This window comes from Microcystis sp. M_QC_C_20170808_M3Col, assembly GCF_007095505.1.
In the GTDB taxonomy this organism is placed as follows: Bacteria; Cyanobacteriota; Cyanobacteriia; order Cyanobacteriales; family Microcystaceae; genus Microcystis.
On the sequence record NZ_SFBY01000014.1, the window covers coordinates 1 to 14,563 of the forward strand.

The window sequence follows — 14,563 nt, forward strand, 5'->3', positions numbered from 1 at the left end:
ATTTGGACAAGCTAAAAGAAGATTTAGCCTCAATCGCGTGATGGCAAAACTTCCCTCAACATCGGAAACAGCCATTGCTATTACTTTTTTAGTTATCAATCTTTCCACCCTGCTTCGGCGGGTTTTTTGGGCTTTTTATCTCTGAAATGGAAAAACCGCACTTTTTCTCGGTCAATGATTATAATAAGTTATAGCTTAGAGATTAATCAACAACTAAAGCTTATGCTTGTAGCTAAGTGAAATCATTGATTAAGAGACCTGTGCTTTTCAATAACTTTTTGCCGCAAACCCTATCTAGAAATTCTAAATCTTTTAAAGTAAAACTATTATTAGGTGTGGCACTGTCACCATAAAACTGTAAAATTGTTAGTAGGCGTTGTTTACTATCAAGAACGATAAATTTACCTTTTTCCTTATTATTAGTAGCTAAGACAATCTGTGGGACTGGAAACCCTAGAATTAGGGATTCAATAAATCGACTTTTACGAGTAATATTCCAAGCATCTCGTCTTTGAAAGCGCAGATTTAGTTGAATATTTTCTCGAATTAATCGAGAATCGTTGCGGTAGTCCAATCACTACCAGCAACAACAATCTCGGAGATTTCTTTGAGTTATAGCTTTTTTTCGCTTGCTGATTCTCCTTCAATATCTTCTTCTTCTTCTTCTGCAAAATCCACATCTTCTCTGTCTTCTAAAAGCTCTAACTGTGCCATAGTTGCAATTAATACCCTCAATTTTCTATTCTGCAAAAATCCCGCCCCAATATTTGGACGGGATTGACTCTAATCTAACAAAACTACTCCCATTCTATAGTTCCGGGGGGCTTAGAAGTAATATCATAAACCACGCGGTTAACTCCCTTAACTTCATTGACAATGCGATTAGAAATTGTCTCCAATAAATCATAGGGAACCCGCGACCAATCGGCAGTCATTCCGTCTTCACTGCTGACTAAACGTAGGACAATAGGATAAGCGTAGGTGCGTTGATCTCCCATCACTCCCACACTGCGGACAGGCAATAAAACCGCGAAAGCTTGCCAGAAATCGTGATACATTCCCTGCTTATTAATCTCGTCGCGCACTACCCAATCTGCATCGCGCAAAATATTTAATTTATCTGCGGTGACTTCCCCTAAAATGCGAATCGCTAAACCGGGGCCGGGGAAAGGTTGACGACGAACAATTTCTTCCGGAAGACCGATCGATCGACCTAATTTTCTCACCTCATCCTTAAATAATTTTCGCAGGGGTTCGACCAATTTAAACCGGAGATTTTTCGGCAGTCCACCAACGTTATGATGACTTTTAATTTTAACCGCGACTCTTTCCCCGGTTTTGGGATCCACATTACTATCGGCCGATTCAATCACATCGGGATATAAAGTTCCTTGGGCCAGATAATCAAAGGGTCCCAAACGATTCGATTCTTCTTCAAACACCTGAATAAATTCATGGCCGATACGACGGCGCTTTTCTTCGGGATCCGTGACACCGGCCACTTGCGCTAAAAATCGCTTTCTAGCGTTGACATACTCGACTCTAATATGGAATTGCTCGTTAAATATCTGCATTAATCGTTCGGGTTCACCCTTACGCATGAATCCCTGATCGATAAACATACAGGTTAGTTGATCACCGATCGCTCGATGCAACAGGAATGCTAAGGTAGAGGAGTCCACACCGCCGGATAAAGCCAATAAAACTCGCTTATCGCCCACTTTTGCCCTAATTTCTCGGATCGATTCCTCGACAAAAGCTTCCGTGGTCCAAGTGGGTTCGCATTTGCAGATATGATAGACGAAATTGCGAATTAAGGCGATTCCTCCCACAGAATGGACAACTTCCGGGTGAAACTGCACTCCAAAGAGTTTTTTCTTGTGATCGGCAATGGCCGCACAATCGGTATTATCGGTATGAGCGAGAATTTCAAAACCCGCAGGCAATTCCACGCAGGAATCCCCGTGACTCATCCATGCGGTGGAGCCGTTCTCGACATTGGTTAATAAATCGGTAGGATCGTTGATAAATAGGGATGCTTTGCCGTATTCGGCCCGTTTTGCCCGTTCTACCCTGCCCCCTAACTGCTGTACCATCAATTGCATCCCGTAGCAAACTCCGAGGATGGGTACACCTAAATTCCAAATTTCGGGATCACAGTGGGGCGCTCCAGGATCATAGACGGAATTGGGACCGCCCGAAAGAATTATTCCTTTCGGGTTGATTTGGGCCAATTGTTCGGCACTGGTACGATAGGAGAGAACTTCGGAGTAAACGTTCGTTTCCCGGATTCTGCGGGCGATTAATTCAGAATACTGGGAGCCAAAGTCAAGAATGATGATTATTTGACGATTAAGGCTATTAGTGAAGGACTCTGAGGGCAAAGTCTCTTGGGGGGTGGGAAGGGGGGTTTGAGTTGTCACTGCGATCAAGAAAAGAAACTGGCAGGAAAAGGTTAAAGATTTGTGAACTAAATCGGCTATTGTTCTGAAAATAAGCTACGATTGTCTAGCCTTATTAGTTTCATTTTTTAAAACTAAATATTCCCACGATCATAGCACGGTCACTAGGGGGTAACTTGTAGATTCTGCAAAAATTTAAGGCCATTTTCGCTTTTGCTGATCAAAGAACGAGATCGATCGAATAAAATACAACCGACCCTAAGATGACCGTTACTGTGGTTATAAACGTATTCTTGGCAACGGCGATCAATAGTATTAGCCATTTCTCCATAGATGCGTTCCACCCAATTATCGCCCGTTTGCCCGTCTAATTGACGCAGATATTCCAGACCGTTTTCGCTGGTGCTACTGTCAAAAATTTGCTGGAGATGGGGGGTAGCTAAACCCATTTTAGCGGCGTAGGCGGTAAGAATTTCCCGACGACCATCGGCGAGATGATGGTGAGTCTGAAAGATTCCCCCGGCAAGTTTAATTAATTTACCGTGATAACCAAACAAAAGAATTTCAGAGATTCCCTGTAATTGTGCCTCTAATAACATCGGCCCGATCCAGTTGGCTGTTTTTACCAAAATATCAGGATTAATACCCATTTGAGGGGCTAAATCTAAGCCATTTTCCCCGATACAAAACACCAAGCGATCGAAACGACGGGATAAAATTTTTAATTGCTCGCGAAAGATTTCTAACTGTCCGGGAGCGCTGAGGGGTTGGGAAATGCCGGTGGTACCCAACAAAGATAATCCCTCTACCACCCCAAAAGCGGCGTTAGAAGTCCTTGTGGCCAATTTTTTGCCTTCTGGAAGGATAATCGTCACTTTGAGGCTTTCTTGGGGCAGTAACAGGGGTCTGAGGTTTTCTTGCAGGAGACGCTGGGCATAACTATAGATAGCTGATTTTCCGCCATTATCAACCTGTATGCCGATTCCTTCGCCGCCTTCAATCTCTATCTCTTGATTACCCGTCTTTCTTTCTACTAACGCCCATATAGGGGTATTTCTAGTTAAATCTAAATTGTCCCCCGGCTCGCTGCGGGTGATGGCTAGGGCAGCATCGGGGTTAAGTCGGGCAACTTGTTCGATGGCAATAGTAATGGCTTCTGGCGGTTCTAAAAGATTAAAAGTAACGGAATTTAGCTCATTTTCGCCGTGAAGATGCTGGAGAGATGCGATCGCACTGGCACAGGCAAAAACTGGTAAAGTGTAACCCGAACGGGGTGGGGAGATAGACATGAATAGGGTCCATAGCCAATCAAATTAGCCGTGATCTCATTATATAACTAAGGGGCAACCTCTGCTATTTTTGATGATTGTTTGACATCCTCACCCTGGGTGCAGAGGATGTCAAACGCTATTGGCAATTGGCCAATTTTGTGATACACTTGCCTATAAGAATTTTAAGGGATACTAGCAATCAGAATAGTTAGGAACTCTACCCCTTTGGTCGATTGTTGCTTAACAATTGAGATGGCAAATTCTACAATGAGACTAATTTATGATATGATGAAAGAATGTATGATAATGTTTGTCGAACCTTAGCGTCACTTTTTTCAAGGGATATAGCCACTTGGTTAATGGGAGAACCGACTACATTAACCGAGTTGGAACCGACTGAGTTACTGCTAGATCCAATTAGAGTAGATAGTTTTATTTTTTTACAATCAGAAGACTTAATTCTTCACATCGAATTTCAGACAGATCCGAAAGAAGATATTCCTTTTAGAATGGCTGATTATCGTCTGAGGATTTATCGTTGGCTTCCTCGAAAAAGAGTTTATCAAGTGGTTATTTATCTGAGAAAAAATCAATCTGCTGCTGTCAAAATTAATACCTTTGAGTTATTAGAACTACAACATCGTTATAATGTAGTTAGACTCTGGGAAGTTCCCAGTGAAACTTTTCTAGATGTATCAGGTTTACTTCCGTTTGCGGTGTTGTCTCAAACTGATAATCCAGAAAAAGTATTACAACAAGTAGCTCGTCAAATTGAAAAAATTTCTGATAACATAGAGAGAAATAACATTGCTGCCTCAACTGGTATTATTGCAGGGTTAGTTTTAAATCAATCTATCATTAAAAGATTACTCAAGGAGGAAATTATGAAGGAATCGGTTATTTATCAAGAAATTCTCGCTAAAGGAATCACAGAAGGTGAGATTTTAGGCTTTAAAAAAGGCGAAGCCAATCTAATTCTTAAACAAATTAATCGCCGAGTTGGTAATATTTCAACTGATTGGGTCAACAAAATTCAAGAATTATCTTTAGAACAATTAGAAGATTTAGGAGAAGCTTTATTAGATTTTACCTCTCAATCTGATTTAATTAACTGGTTTAATTATCTTGAAGAAAATAAAAAAAATATTAGATAGTTACACCCTGCAATCTAATAAATAATACTTGTCATTGATGAAAATTTTCTTTCCTGATCATAGCATTTTACCCGTACACAACCAATAACGCTATATTTGAGGAATTAAATCAAAGCGATCGCCTATAGCATTGTATAATAAAGTTGTCTTGAAATAATTAAGAGAAATTTACATAACTACTGATATAAATTAACGGAAGTTCTAGTAAATCTCGCTGATAAATGCTAGTAATAAAGAAACGTGCAGCCTTTTCTCGATGCTGATTTAGTCGTTGAATTTGAGACTGTACGGGGGTAAAATAACGATGATAAACATAACTGTCTTTTTCTTGCCAATTAAGGTATTGATAATGAGGATCATAAGCTAGTTTTTTAGCTTCTTCCGTGAGATTAATCGGACAGAGATCGACTTTATTTAAACAGATTAATAAGTGAGAAACTTGAGAGCATTCTTTGAGCAAAAAGTCAACCCATTTTTCAAATCTTTTGATCCATTGTTGACGAGTAATAAAATGATCTAGATTGTCTTTTTCAGGATTAATAATCTCTCGATAAGGTTCTAAAATAACTAAAACCGCATCTGCTGTCTGAATTTTATTTAATGTTTCTTGCCACATCTCATCATGAACATCTTGCCAAGATTTTCGCCAAATTTCTCCTAATGTATCAATTATATCTAAGTCAATTGTTTGAAGACCAGCTGTTAAATAAGCCTTAAACTCCATATATGTTTCAGAAAAACGGCACCCGTTTATTGTTCCTGCTTTTGTAATTCCTCTATCGTCAAGTATCAAAGATTTCATGAATTTATAATCGGGTTCTACAACTTTGATATAATGACCATCAGGATTAAGAATTTCTAGACAAAGATGTGTTTTTCCTGCAACGCGATCGCCGATACAAATAATTTGATGCACTTGTTTAACCTCCATGTTGTCAACTAATTGTAATTCTTTTCATTGGCAATAATTTGATGATTGAATTAATAAAGATTGATAGAATCTGTCTTTTCCCTCCTGTGTATAAGATTCGATTCGTTCAATTCTGTCTAAAATATCACCTAAATAAATTAAGTCATCATTCATAAAGGAATCACCTCTTTCATGATTCTTTCCCGAAAACAATCTCGTAAACTGTTAATAGTAGCCACATCAACCTTACAGCCTAAATAATCTTCTAAGTCTTGAATTAAACCAATTCTATCTAATAAGTTGCGCCCTTGTTCCATTTCTACTAAAAAGTCAATATCACTGTCATTGCTGTCTTCTCCTCTGGCAACTGATCCAAATATGAGAATATTAAATGCTCCATGTTTTCGAGCAATTTTTATAATATTCTCTCGTTTTTCTTGAAGAAGTTGATAGCGTTTCATTTTCATAATTTCCCGAATCACTCACTCAATATTTTTTTTGGCAAGCAATATTAGTTTTTCCTACAATAATTATAGCATTTTACCCGTACATAACCAATATAAGGGTTCAATTAGGCCAAAAGGTTGCCATTCTTGAGGATTTCTAATCACGGCCGATGTTCCCTCTTTACTTTTTGATTGAATAATTGAATTAGGGTCGCAATATTGACCAAATACTCCGAAGGATGAAGTGGTAAAATATTCAACTTTTCCCTTGTATTCTTGAGTCCAATTTTCTAGGATTGCATACATTTTAGGAAAGCGTCTTTGTACCAGACCACGAGGATCATCTCGATTAACCCAAAGTTCTGATAAATCACATTTCGTGACAGCAAAAGCGATAGGACAACCTTGAGGGTTACGCTGTGTTAAATCTGTGGTAAATTTTTCTAGAGAATCAGAATATTTTCCATCTTCTCGATGAGATTTTCCATCTATTGGTAAGAAATATCCACCTATATCACTAAATAAATCATCATAATATTCTGTGAATCTATGAGATGATGAAAACTCTCTAATATCTCTCAAGAGACTATCTGGCATATCGTAGATACCAAATGAAACTTCTTCTGTATTTTTAGCCCAAAATAATCCTTTTATTTCCAGAGTAATAGTAAAACTATAGAAAGGATTATCCGATAATTGTGTTACGTCTAACATCAATTGCTTTTTTAAAATGTTTTCTGCCTGATCACTCAAGTTTCTTGCAGACGGATTACTCGGTGTTACTTGACAAGATAAGACCTTTTTAGATTTTACCTGATGTTTTTGATGATAAGCTAAAGTCGCAAGATAAGTGCTTAATCCTGCTGCACGAGAACCTATACCGATGATATTAGTCATAACATTTACTTCACAGAAATAATGGGTTTAAAAAGGTTGAACAACTAGACGATTAACCCCACCTACAAACCCATCAAAGACCAATTCAAGAAAAAGAAACTTAGCTCACATTGAGCACTTAATGGCGGTAGGAGCCTTGCTTTCTTGGCTGACTAAAAGGCAGTATAACTGAACTTCCCCGTTGACAAAAGGCCATAACATCTGCTGTAGGAGGGATTAAGAGTATTCAAACCAATCGTCCCCAAGTCCTCCAATAAAGTCCGAAAACTATGCCCGGGAAAGTTCTCTTAATTCCTTTTTTTTCTTTCTTTATAGGGGTATTTCTAGTTAGGGTCTCTTGTCTTTTTCTCTTCCTGTCTCCTCACCTAAGGGAAGATTTTTGATTTTTTCAGGATATATATTAATCTTTCAGCAATTGTAAGCGATAACGATACAAAGCCACAGGACGATTCGGCGCTTGGAAATAATCCGGCGATTGGGGGGAAAGATAAATGGCTGTCACCTGATCCCCTAGAATTTTACTAGGAGATAATAACTGATAGGCGGTGGTGGTTTCCACCTCATTAAGATAAGTATTGGTTTCTCCCCGGAAAATTTGTTGAATAATTTCTGTGGCAATAAATTGATTTCGGCTAGGAGTTTCGCTATTTCTGGCAATTACCGTGGAAATTAGTTGATGAGCGCCCCGTAAAAAGGTAATCTGACGATTGGGATTATTGGGGTCAGTTTTTACCGACAATACCGATTGATTACCTAAATAGGCGCGACTAATTGCTAAACCATTAAAGGATCGATCGGCCACAGTTGATGGTTTACTGATAATGGTGGATAAAAAGGCAGCATTTATCGGTCTGGACATAGCTTTCTCAATGAATCTCACTGGAAACTCGATCGATTGTTCTAGGTAACGACGATTACTTTCAAAACCCGGTGTGATAATCTGGGGAGCAAGAGGAGCGGTTAAATCGATTAGGGTACTGGTGACAGTCCAATTGCCTACCATCCAATCGGGATAAACTAAATCTCCGCTGGCAAAACTAACCACCGGTTTAGTCATCCAGCGAGGATAATTAGTTAAGCGATCGCTTAAATTTCCGGCCATAGATAATTCTAAATGGTTACTACAGCCTAGAATCAATACTAACAAGAACAAAATTATCCTTTGCATGGGTAAAAATATTTTTTAAGTAATATTCTTTAATTATGAACGATTTTATCAACTCTCAAGCCTTTAATCTCGATTCGGCAGTAATTCCCGTCGCACCGACTGGTTTTAAATCGGGTTTTATTGGCATTATTGGTCGTCCTAATGTGGGCAAATCTACCCTGATGAATCAATTAGTGGGACAAAAAATCGCCATTACTTCTCCCATCGCTCAAACTACCCGCAACCGTTTACGCGGCATTGTCACCGGCGAGCGCTCCCAGATGATTTTTGTCGATACCCCCGGCATTCACAAGCCTCATCACGAATTAGGCAAAGTTTTAGTTAAAAATGCTGAAAACGCCATAAATTCTGTAGATTTAGTTTTATTTGTTGTCGATAGTAGCAATTTTTTGGGTAGTGGCGATCGCTATATCGCCGATTTACTGACTAAAAACCAAACTCCCACGATTTTAGGGCTAAATAAAGCCGATCAGCAACCGGAAGACCTGCAACCTCTAGACGATAGTTATCGTGCCTTAGGGACGGAAAATAACTGGCCGCTGCTCAAATTTTCGGCACTGGAGGGGACGGGAATCGAAGCATTGCAAAATCTGTTAATTGATTCCCTCGAAGTCGGTCCCTATTACTATCCCCCCGATTTAGTCACCGATCAACCAGAAAGGTTTATTATGGGCGAATTAATCCGCGAACAGATTCTACTGCAAACCCGTCAGGAAATTCCCCATTCTGTGGCAGTGGTGATTGAACGCGTCGAGGAAACTCCCGCTTTAACCAAGGTTTTTGCCGCCATCAACGTGGAACGAGCTTCCCAAAAAGGGATCGTCATCGGTAAAAATGGCAGTATGTTAAAAGCGATCGGGACTTCCGCTCGATCGGCTATTCAAAAGTTAATCGCCGGGGAGGTATATTTAAAATTATTTGTGAAGGTAGAACCGAAATGGCGACAATCTCGCTCACTTTTAGCAGAATTTGGCTATCGCACCGAGGAGTGATGTGGGGAAGTAGGGTGTGGGGTGTGGGGTGTGGGGTGTGGGGAGAAGCTTTTTTCAGTGATCAGTAAACAGTAAACAGTGAACTGAAAACTCACATCTGATAACTGATAACTGATAACTGATAACTGATAACTGATAACTGATAACTGAAATGACCGATATTAAAACCCTAATTAAACAGGTACACCAAGAGGCAAAAAAAGAGGATTTTCCCGTCGATACCCTAATTTACCAAGAGGCAAAAAAAGACCCTTTTGAACCGGTTTTGTATGGTGGTAATCTTGCTAGTCAGTTATGCTTTTTTGGCCGGGATTTAGGACGAGATGAAGTGTATGCAGGACAACCTTTGATCGGGGCTGCCGGTAGAATGGTAAGAGAGGGATTTTTTCAAGCTTGGCAGGGGAGAAAATCCCATGATCGTCAAGAGTTATTATCGGTGTGCGATCGAATTTTCTTAACTAATACAGTTCCCTACAAACCCCCAGGTAATAAAGCTTATTCTGGGGAAGTGAAAGATCGGTTTCGTCCATTTATAGAAAAACTGCTAGTTTTTTATTGGCAAGGTGATCATATCATTACCCTTGGCACGGAAGCTTTTAAATGGTTTGAACCCTACGGTCAACCCAAAGAAGTAGATAAATTCTATCTTGATAAAGAACGCTTTACCAAAAAACTGCTAGTTACCCTTACCGCTACCGATGAAGATGGATTAAAACAGCAAAAGAAAGTGACTTTATTGCCTCTCCCCCATCCCTCTCCTCTCAATCAAAGATACTATGCCCTTTTTCCTGATTTATTACAAAAAAGATTAACTGAATTTGCCTTTTAACCGATGAGAATTTACGGCAATCGTCCCATAAAAACCCTAGCAGGACAATTAACCCGTCCGACGACAGCAAGGGTGCGAGAAGCTTTATTTAATATCTGGCAACAGAAATTATCTGGCTGTCGTTGGTTAGATCTTTGTGCGGGTAATGGTTCCATGGGTGGGGAAGCTTTATGTCGAGGTGCGAGTCTAGTAATTGGAATTGAACAATCAGGACGCGCTGGCGAAATTATCAAGGAAAATTGGCGCAATTTAGCAACTTCCCACCAGCAATTCCAAGTAATTCGGGGGGATGTGCTGACAAAGTTAGCCACTTTAGCGGGGAAAAGTTTTGATTTAATTTATTTTGACCCTCCCTACGAAAGCGGGTTATATTTACCGGTACTAACTGCCATCTCTCAATCTAATTTATTAGATTCTCTGGGGGAAATTGCCGTGGAACATAATCCCAAATCTTGGCAAGCAATTAATCTAGAAAGTTTAACCATTTGTCGTCAGAAACGCTACGGCAATACTACGTTAACTTTTTATCAAAAAGCAGTTATCTCCTGACCACTGACTCTTAAGGGTTGGGTTGACAACAAGCTTAAAAAGGAGACTGGGTGTGGGGTGTGGGGTGTGGGGTGTGGGGTGTGGGGAGAATAAATAAAAATAATCTCCTGCCGACCGCCGGAAATGGTCAATTTTATTGGGCAGTCCCGAAAAAATTATTATTTCTCAACAAAATCACATAATTTGTCACTTTTCTTGACAATCATCCTAAGTAAACCGAGAAACTTTCTGGCAACCGCAGTTAATCGCCCCCTGTTTAAGCTATTTAAACGTAAATTATGATTTATTTCGATAAAATTCCCCACAAATAGGCTATATACTCCTAAAAAACTGAAACATCTTCTCCTAGTTCTTTTTTTGACCTCAAACTAAACCGCAGCTTCCTGACACGGCAGCTTAACCATCTCCCCTTAAGCGTTCCTTCTCCCTAGTTTATCCCCTAGTTTTTGTATAAATTTATACCCGACAAAAATAGTCTGGTATATTTGACACCAAGATTTTGCGGGTGATAGGATGCTTGTACATCAGTTGACGGCAAGACAGGAAAATCATGACTCTAGCGACGAACATCAAAACATCAAAATTCATCCCCACCTTTACCCGCTTGGTTTCTAAGGAAGGAGGGACTTCCTACCCCCTGAAAGCGCTGAATATCTGCGAAGAAACCTTTGCACCTCTGGAAGTGGACTACGATTACGACCTCATCCGTCGCACCGTCACCAGAGAAAGCATTCAAGCAGGTCCCAATTCCATCTGGCGCTATCGTTCCTTTTTGCCAGTGGAAAGTGAAAATCCTATCGATGTGGGTACGGGTATGACTCCCCTAGTTAAATCCCACCGTTTAGCCCGGCGCTTGGGTCTAAAAAATCTCTACATTAAAAATGATGCCGTCAATATGCCCACTCTCAGCTTCAAAGATAGAGTGGTATCCGTCGCCCTTACCCGGGCCAAAGAATTAGGTTTTACCACCGTTTCCTGTGCTAGTACGGGAAATCTGGCCAATTCCACCGCCGCTATTGCCGCTCACGCTGGTTTAGACTGTTGTGTTTTCATTCCCTCCGATTTAGAAGCGGGTAAAATTCTCGGCACCCTAATCTATAATCCCACGGTAATGGCGGTCAAAGGCAATTACGATCAAGTTAACCGTCTCTGTTCAGAAGTGGGCAATACCTACGGTTGGGGTTTTGTTAATATTAATCTGCGTCCCTACTATTCCGAAGGTTCCAAAACTTTAGGCTTTGAAGTGGCCGAACAATTAGGCTGGAAACTCCCCGATCATATTGTCGCACCTTTAGCCAGTGGTTCCCTCTTTACCAAAATTTATAAAGGCTTCCAAGAATTCATCAAAGTCGGTTTGGTGGCAGATAAAGCAGTGCGTTTTAGTGGCGCTCAAGCGGAGGGTTGTTCCCCCATTGCCCAAGCTTTCAAGGAAGGACGGGATTTTGTCGCCCCAGTTAAACCCAATACTATCGCCAAATCGATCGCTATTGGTAATCCCGCCGATGGTGTTTATGCCCTGGATATTGCCCGTAAAACCGGCGGTAATATTGAATCCGTTACCGATGCCGAAATTATCGAAGGTATTAAACTTTTGGCAGAAACGGAAGGCATTTTCACGGAAACCGCGGGCGGTACGACCATCGCTGTCTTGAAAAAATTAGTAGAAGCGGGTAAAATCGACCCCGAAGAAACCACGGTCGTTTATATTACCGGTAATGGTCTAAAAACCCAAGAAGCGGTACAGGGTTATATCGGTGAACCCCTATTAATTGAACCGAAATTAGAAAGCTTTGAACGGGCCCTGGAACGTTCCCGCACCCTCGAACGCCTCGAATGGCAACAGGTTCTCGTCTAGAATTGGTAACGGGAGATTGATAATTATCTCCCCCGTTAGATGATAGCTACCGTCCTTTTCACTTTTTCCTTGATATCTATGGCTGTAAAAGTTCTCATTCCCACTCCCCTGCAAAAATTTACAGAAAATAACGCTACCATCGAGTGTAGTGCTAGTAGTGTCGGTGATTTAATTGAATCCTTAGAAGCAAGTTTCCCCGGTATTAAAGCCCGCTTATGCCTTGAAGATGGTACACCCCGGCGCTTTTTAAATTTCTACGTCAACAGTGAAGATATTCGCTTCCTCGATGGGACACAAACCCCCTTAGAAGATGGCGATGAAGTCAGTATCGTTCCTGCGGTAGCTGGAGGTTAACCTCCCTATAAGTTTGTTTTCCGTCAATTGTAATTAAACCCCTAGAAAGTGATGTTTTCTGGGGGCTTTTGTTTAGGTAAGTTCTAAGCTGCCCGCGCATTTAAATTGCCTTTTGTCTCTCCTGATATGTTACCTATACTCAACGGATTTAGTAAGTAGCGTAACCCATGCGGGCGTTGGGTTTCATGCTTCAACCCAACCTACGTTCTACACTAGCAATATTTAGTTTATTTTTCGGTATCTTTTGAGACTTTTTTATCGGATATTTTCCAAGTCCGTCCTTGACAGTAAACTTGTTCATCTTTAATCTGAACGCCAAAAACCTGACGGGCTAATTGTAAAATTTCTTTACGTTCTTCATCGGTTAAATAATCATTTCCTTTTCTTCCGCTAGGGCAGATTTTTTGGTCGCCTCCTGCTTCTAGATAACGCTGTCTTCCTTTGGCTGCAATTTCGCCAATTCTTTCGTATTTTTGCTGTTGAAGTTCTGTCGGTTTTTTCATGGTTAAAGCATCCATTCTAGGGGAACAATTTCGCCATTAGGCAATAAGTATGATCTGGGCAATGTTAGACTGGAAGTAATGATTAGCCAAGCTCCATTATCTTCATCATAGACTCTAAAGAGCAGGAGTCCCAAAGTTTCAAGAGCATTTAAGACAAGATACTGTTCTTCTGTAGGTTCCACTTTTCTAAATAATTATTGTGATGATTTTAAATTATCTGGTATAGAAATTACCCCTTTAGCAATTCTTCCCTCCGTTCTTAATGTCTTGGCAGGAATTTCTAGGTTATCGGTGGACTCTATGTAAATTAGAGTGTTTTTCTCAATTTGGATTGGAGTTAGTCGAGTCATGAGTAATGCAAAAATTGAAATTCAACTTTTTTCTTAACTATTTCCTCTGGTCAATTGCCATAGAAGTTCTCATCTAAGATTTGCTCTGGCAAGAAAGGACAAATTTGAGGATAATCATTTTCTGGGGGAATCCGAACACCAAATTGAGCGAGTTTCCCTTCCTTAATTGCCACTTGACGAGCATCTGGATAAGCTTCCTCGATAGCAGTTTCTAGATAGGATTTGAGAGAAGGAGTATCGCGTAAGTTTTTCTGAATGCGCTGACGATGCTCAATAATAGAACAATACCAGCTATCCTTCATTGATGGCGGTGCGTCGTGCTGTACTTTTAATTTGAGCAAGTGAGCCAAAAGAATCATCAAATTACTTTCTAAAGTTCTTTTTTCCGATTTTCCCAACTCGGTTAACTCCTCAATTAAGTTATCAGTATCCAGCGCAGCAAATTCCCGCTTCTGTAAGTGATTAATTGTTGTTGCGAGCCACAATTGAAAATCTTGTTCGTAGAGAGTCTTGGACATAGCGATAAGTTGTTCGTTCGTGTCAATAACTGCACGGATAACTAAGCGGATACAATTCTCAAGGCGTTGCTAATTTCTAGCTTCCCTTGTAGTTTACCAAAAAATCACCTAAAATGGAAACTATCTGTATCCCTTGCTGACTGCCTATGGCTCCCTACATCATTTTCTACCATCTTTGAGCAAACCGGCGAAAGATAAGGAATTAAAACTATGCCTTTAAGTTGGAATGAAATTAAAAATCGCGCAATCGCTTTTCAAAAAGAGTGGCAAGGAGAGACTTCAGAAAAGGCAGAATCTCAATCTTTTTGGAATGATTTTTTTAATGTCTTTGGCATTTCACGGCGTAGGGTAGCCAGTTTTGAGCA

16 protein-coding genes and 2 pseudogenes are annotated in these 14,563 nt (G+C 40.3%); 8 read left to right on the forward strand and 10 right to left on the reverse strand.

Annotated elements, in window-relative coordinates; genetic code table 11:
- Positions 1 to 240: pseudogene (locus tag EWV84_RS00560) on the forward strand (transposase); the annotation flags it as partial.
- 40 nt (positions 241 to 280) lie between these two features.
- On the opposite strand, the pseudogene EWV84_RS00565 reads toward EWV84_RS00560, so the two are convergent.
- From EWV84_RS00565 to cbiD, 3 genes and pseudogenes are all read right to left on the reverse strand, one after another.
- Positions 281 to 714 (reverse strand): annotated as a pseudogene (locus EWV84_RS00565) (DUF262 domain-containing protein); the annotation flags it as partial.
- Positions 715 to 797: 83 nt separating this feature from the next.
- The gene (guaA, locus tag EWV84_RS00570) at positions 798 to 2,423 is read right to left on the reverse strand and encodes a glutamine-hydrolyzing GMP synthase (protein ID WP_287075704.1); all 1,626 of its coding nucleotides are present in this window, start codon (positions 2,421 to 2,423) and stop codon (positions 798 to 800) included.
- A 143-nt stretch (positions 2,424 to 2,566) separates the two neighbouring features.
- Positions 2,567 to 3,691 carry a cobalt-precorrin-5B (C(1))-methyltransferase CbiD gene (cbiD, locus tag EWV84_RS00575; protein ID WP_287075707.1) on the reverse strand — a complete coding sequence of 375 codons (1,125 nt, stop codon included), beginning with the start codon at positions 3,689 to 3,691 and terminating at the stop codon, positions 2,567 to 2,569.
- Between the two features lie 278 nt (positions 3,692 to 3,969).
- Here cbiD and EWV84_RS00580 point away from each other — a divergent pair, with 278 nt between their 5' ends.
- On the forward strand, positions 3,970 to 4,827 hold the full coding sequence (locus EWV84_RS00580; RefSeq protein WP_287075709.1) for an Rpn family recombination-promoting nuclease/putative transposase: 858 nt from the start codon (positions 3,970 to 3,972) through the stop codon (positions 4,825 to 4,827).
- A gap of 157 nt (positions 4,828 to 4,984) precedes the next feature.
- On the opposite strand, the gene EWV84_RS00585 is transcribed toward EWV84_RS00580, so the two are convergent.
- From EWV84_RS00585 to EWV84_RS00600, 4 genes are all read right to left on the reverse strand, one after another.
- On the reverse strand, positions 4,985 to 5,758 hold the full coding sequence (locus EWV84_RS00585) for a hypothetical protein (protein WP_287075711.1): 774 nt from the start codon (positions 5,756 to 5,758) through the stop codon (positions 4,985 to 4,987).
- A gap of 149 nt (positions 5,759 to 5,907) precedes the next feature.
- Positions 5,908 to 6,198, reverse strand: coding sequence for a nucleotidyltransferase family protein (locus EWV84_RS00590; RefSeq protein ID WP_052276687.1), 291 nt, complete (start codon positions 6,196 to 6,198; stop codon positions 5,908 to 5,910).
- 69 nt (positions 6,199 to 6,267) lie between these two features.
- The gene (locus EWV84_RS00595; protein ID WP_287075713.1) at positions 6,268 to 7,080 is read right to left on the reverse strand and encodes a hypothetical protein; all 813 of its coding nucleotides are present in this window, start codon (positions 7,078 to 7,080) and stop codon (positions 6,268 to 6,270) included.
- A gap of 400 nt (positions 7,081 to 7,480) precedes the next feature.
- Entirely contained in the window at positions 7,481 to 8,248 is a 768-nt protein-coding gene (locus EWV84_RS00600) for a DUF6816 family protein (protein ID WP_287075715.1), read from the reverse strand.
- 35 nt (positions 8,249 to 8,283) lie between these two features.
- Here EWV84_RS00600 and era point away from each other — a divergent pair, with 35 nt between their 5' ends.
- From era to EWV84_RS00625, 5 genes are all read left to right on the forward strand, one after another.
- A complete protein-coding gene (gene era, locus EWV84_RS00605; RefSeq protein ID WP_287075716.1) occupies positions 8,284 to 9,240 on the forward strand; it encodes a GTPase Era in 957 nt (318 codons plus the stop codon).
- Positions 9,241 to 9,391: 151 nt separating this feature from the next.
- Entirely contained in the window at positions 9,392 to 10,069 is a 678-nt protein-coding gene (locus EWV84_RS00610; protein WP_286825955.1) for a uracil-DNA glycosylase family protein, read from the forward strand.
- A gap of 3 nt (positions 10,070 to 10,072) precedes the next feature.
- Positions 10,073 to 10,618: a 16S rRNA (guanine(966)-N(2))-methyltransferase RsmD gene (gene rsmD, locus EWV84_RS00615; RefSeq protein ID WP_287075718.1), complete on the forward strand. Its 546-nt coding sequence runs from the start codon at positions 10,073 to 10,075 to the stop codon at positions 10,616 to 10,618.
- A 550-nt stretch (positions 10,619 to 11,168) separates the two neighbouring features.
- Positions 11,169 to 12,473: a threonine synthase gene (gene thrC / locus EWV84_RS00620; protein ID WP_110580361.1), complete on the forward strand. Its 1,305-nt coding sequence runs from the start codon at positions 11,169 to 11,171 to the stop codon at positions 12,471 to 12,473.
- Positions 12,474 to 12,551: 78 nt separating this feature from the next.
- Complete coding sequence (locus EWV84_RS00625; RefSeq protein WP_287075724.1) at positions 12,552 to 12,827, forward strand: MoaD/ThiS family protein; 276 nt, start codon at positions 12,552 to 12,554, stop codon at positions 12,825 to 12,827.
- Between the two features lie 227 nt (positions 12,828 to 13,054).
- Here EWV84_RS00625 and EWV84_RS00630 read toward each other — a convergent pair whose 3' ends face one another.
- The 3 genes from EWV84_RS00630 to EWV84_RS00640 form a co-directional block, all read right to left on the reverse strand.
- Positions 13,055 to 13,345 carry a hypothetical protein gene (locus EWV84_RS00630; RefSeq protein WP_287075726.1) on the reverse strand — a complete coding sequence of 97 codons (291 nt, stop codon included), beginning with the start codon at positions 13,343 to 13,345 and terminating at the stop codon, positions 13,055 to 13,057.
- The gene (locus tag EWV84_RS00635; RefSeq protein WP_061431120.1) at positions 13,333 to 13,512 is read right to left on the reverse strand and encodes a hypothetical protein; all 180 of its coding nucleotides are present in this window, start codon (positions 13,510 to 13,512) and stop codon (positions 13,333 to 13,335) included. Before EWV84_RS00635 ends, EWV84_RS00630 begins: the two co-directional genes overlap by 13 nt.
- 218 nt (positions 13,513 to 13,730) lie before the next feature.
- Positions 13,731 to 14,198 (reverse strand): DUF29 domain-containing protein, encoded by a 468-nt coding sequence (locus EWV84_RS00640; RefSeq protein WP_158201623.1) that lies wholly within the window; start codon positions 14,196 to 14,198, stop codon positions 13,731 to 13,733.
- Between the two features lie 210 nt (positions 14,199 to 14,408).
- Between EWV84_RS00640 and EWV84_RS22705 the strand changes: the two genes are divergently transcribed.
- Positions 14,409 to 14,563: type IIL restriction-modification enzyme MmeI (locus EWV84_RS22705; protein ID WP_353806912.1), on the forward strand; the 155-nt coding region annotated here is incomplete at its 3' end.

Excerpts from the sequence above, each read along its gene's own strand:
- EWV84_RS00595 (WP_287075713.1), bottom strand. The coding sequence starts at position 7,080 with ATGACTAATATCATCGGTATAGGTTCTCGTGCAGCAGGATTAAGCACT.
- EWV84_RS00600 (WP_287075715.1), bottom strand. The coding sequence starts at position 8,248 with ATGCAAAGGATAATTTTGTTCTTGTTAGTATTGATTCTAGGCTGTAGT.
- thrC (WP_110580361.1), top strand. The coding sequence starts at position 11,169 with ATGACTCTAGCGACGAACATCAAAACATCAAAATTCATCCCCACCTTT.
- EWV84_RS00640 (WP_158201623.1), bottom strand. The coding sequence starts at position 14,198 with ATGTCCAAGACTCTCTACGAACAAGATTTTCAATTGTGGCTCGCAACA.
- era (WP_287075716.1), top strand. The coding sequence starts at position 8,284 with ATGAACGATTTTATCAACTCTCAAGCCTTTAATCTCGATTCGGCAGTA.
- EWV84_RS00580 (WP_287075709.1), top strand. The coding sequence starts at position 3,970 with ATGTATGATAATGTTTGTCGAACCTTAGCGTCACTTTTTTCAAGGGAT.
- EWV84_RS00630 (WP_287075726.1), bottom strand. The coding sequence starts at position 13,345 with ATGGATGCTTTAACCATGAAAAAACCGACAGAACTTCAACAGCAAAAA.
- EWV84_RS00610 (WP_286825955.1), top strand. The coding sequence starts at position 9,392 with ATGACCGATATTAAAACCCTAATTAAACAGGTACACCAAGAGGCAAAA.
- cbiD (WP_287075707.1), bottom strand. The coding sequence starts at position 3,691 with ATGTCTATCTCCCCACCCCGTTCGGGTTACACTTTACCAGTTTTTGCC.
- EWV84_RS00585 (WP_287075711.1), bottom strand. The coding sequence starts at position 5,758 with ATGGAGGTTAAACAAGTGCATCAAATTATTTGTATCGGCGATCGCGTT.
- EWV84_RS00625 (WP_287075724.1), top strand. The coding sequence starts at position 12,552 with ATGGCTGTAAAAGTTCTCATTCCCACTCCCCTGCAAAAATTTACAGAA.
- rsmD (WP_287075718.1), top strand. The coding sequence starts at position 10,073 with ATGAGAATTTACGGCAATCGTCCCATAAAAACCCTAGCAGGACAATTA.
- EWV84_RS00590 (WP_052276687.1), bottom strand. The coding sequence starts at position 6,198 with ATGAAACGCTATCAACTTCTTCAAGAAAAACGAGAGAATATTATAAAA.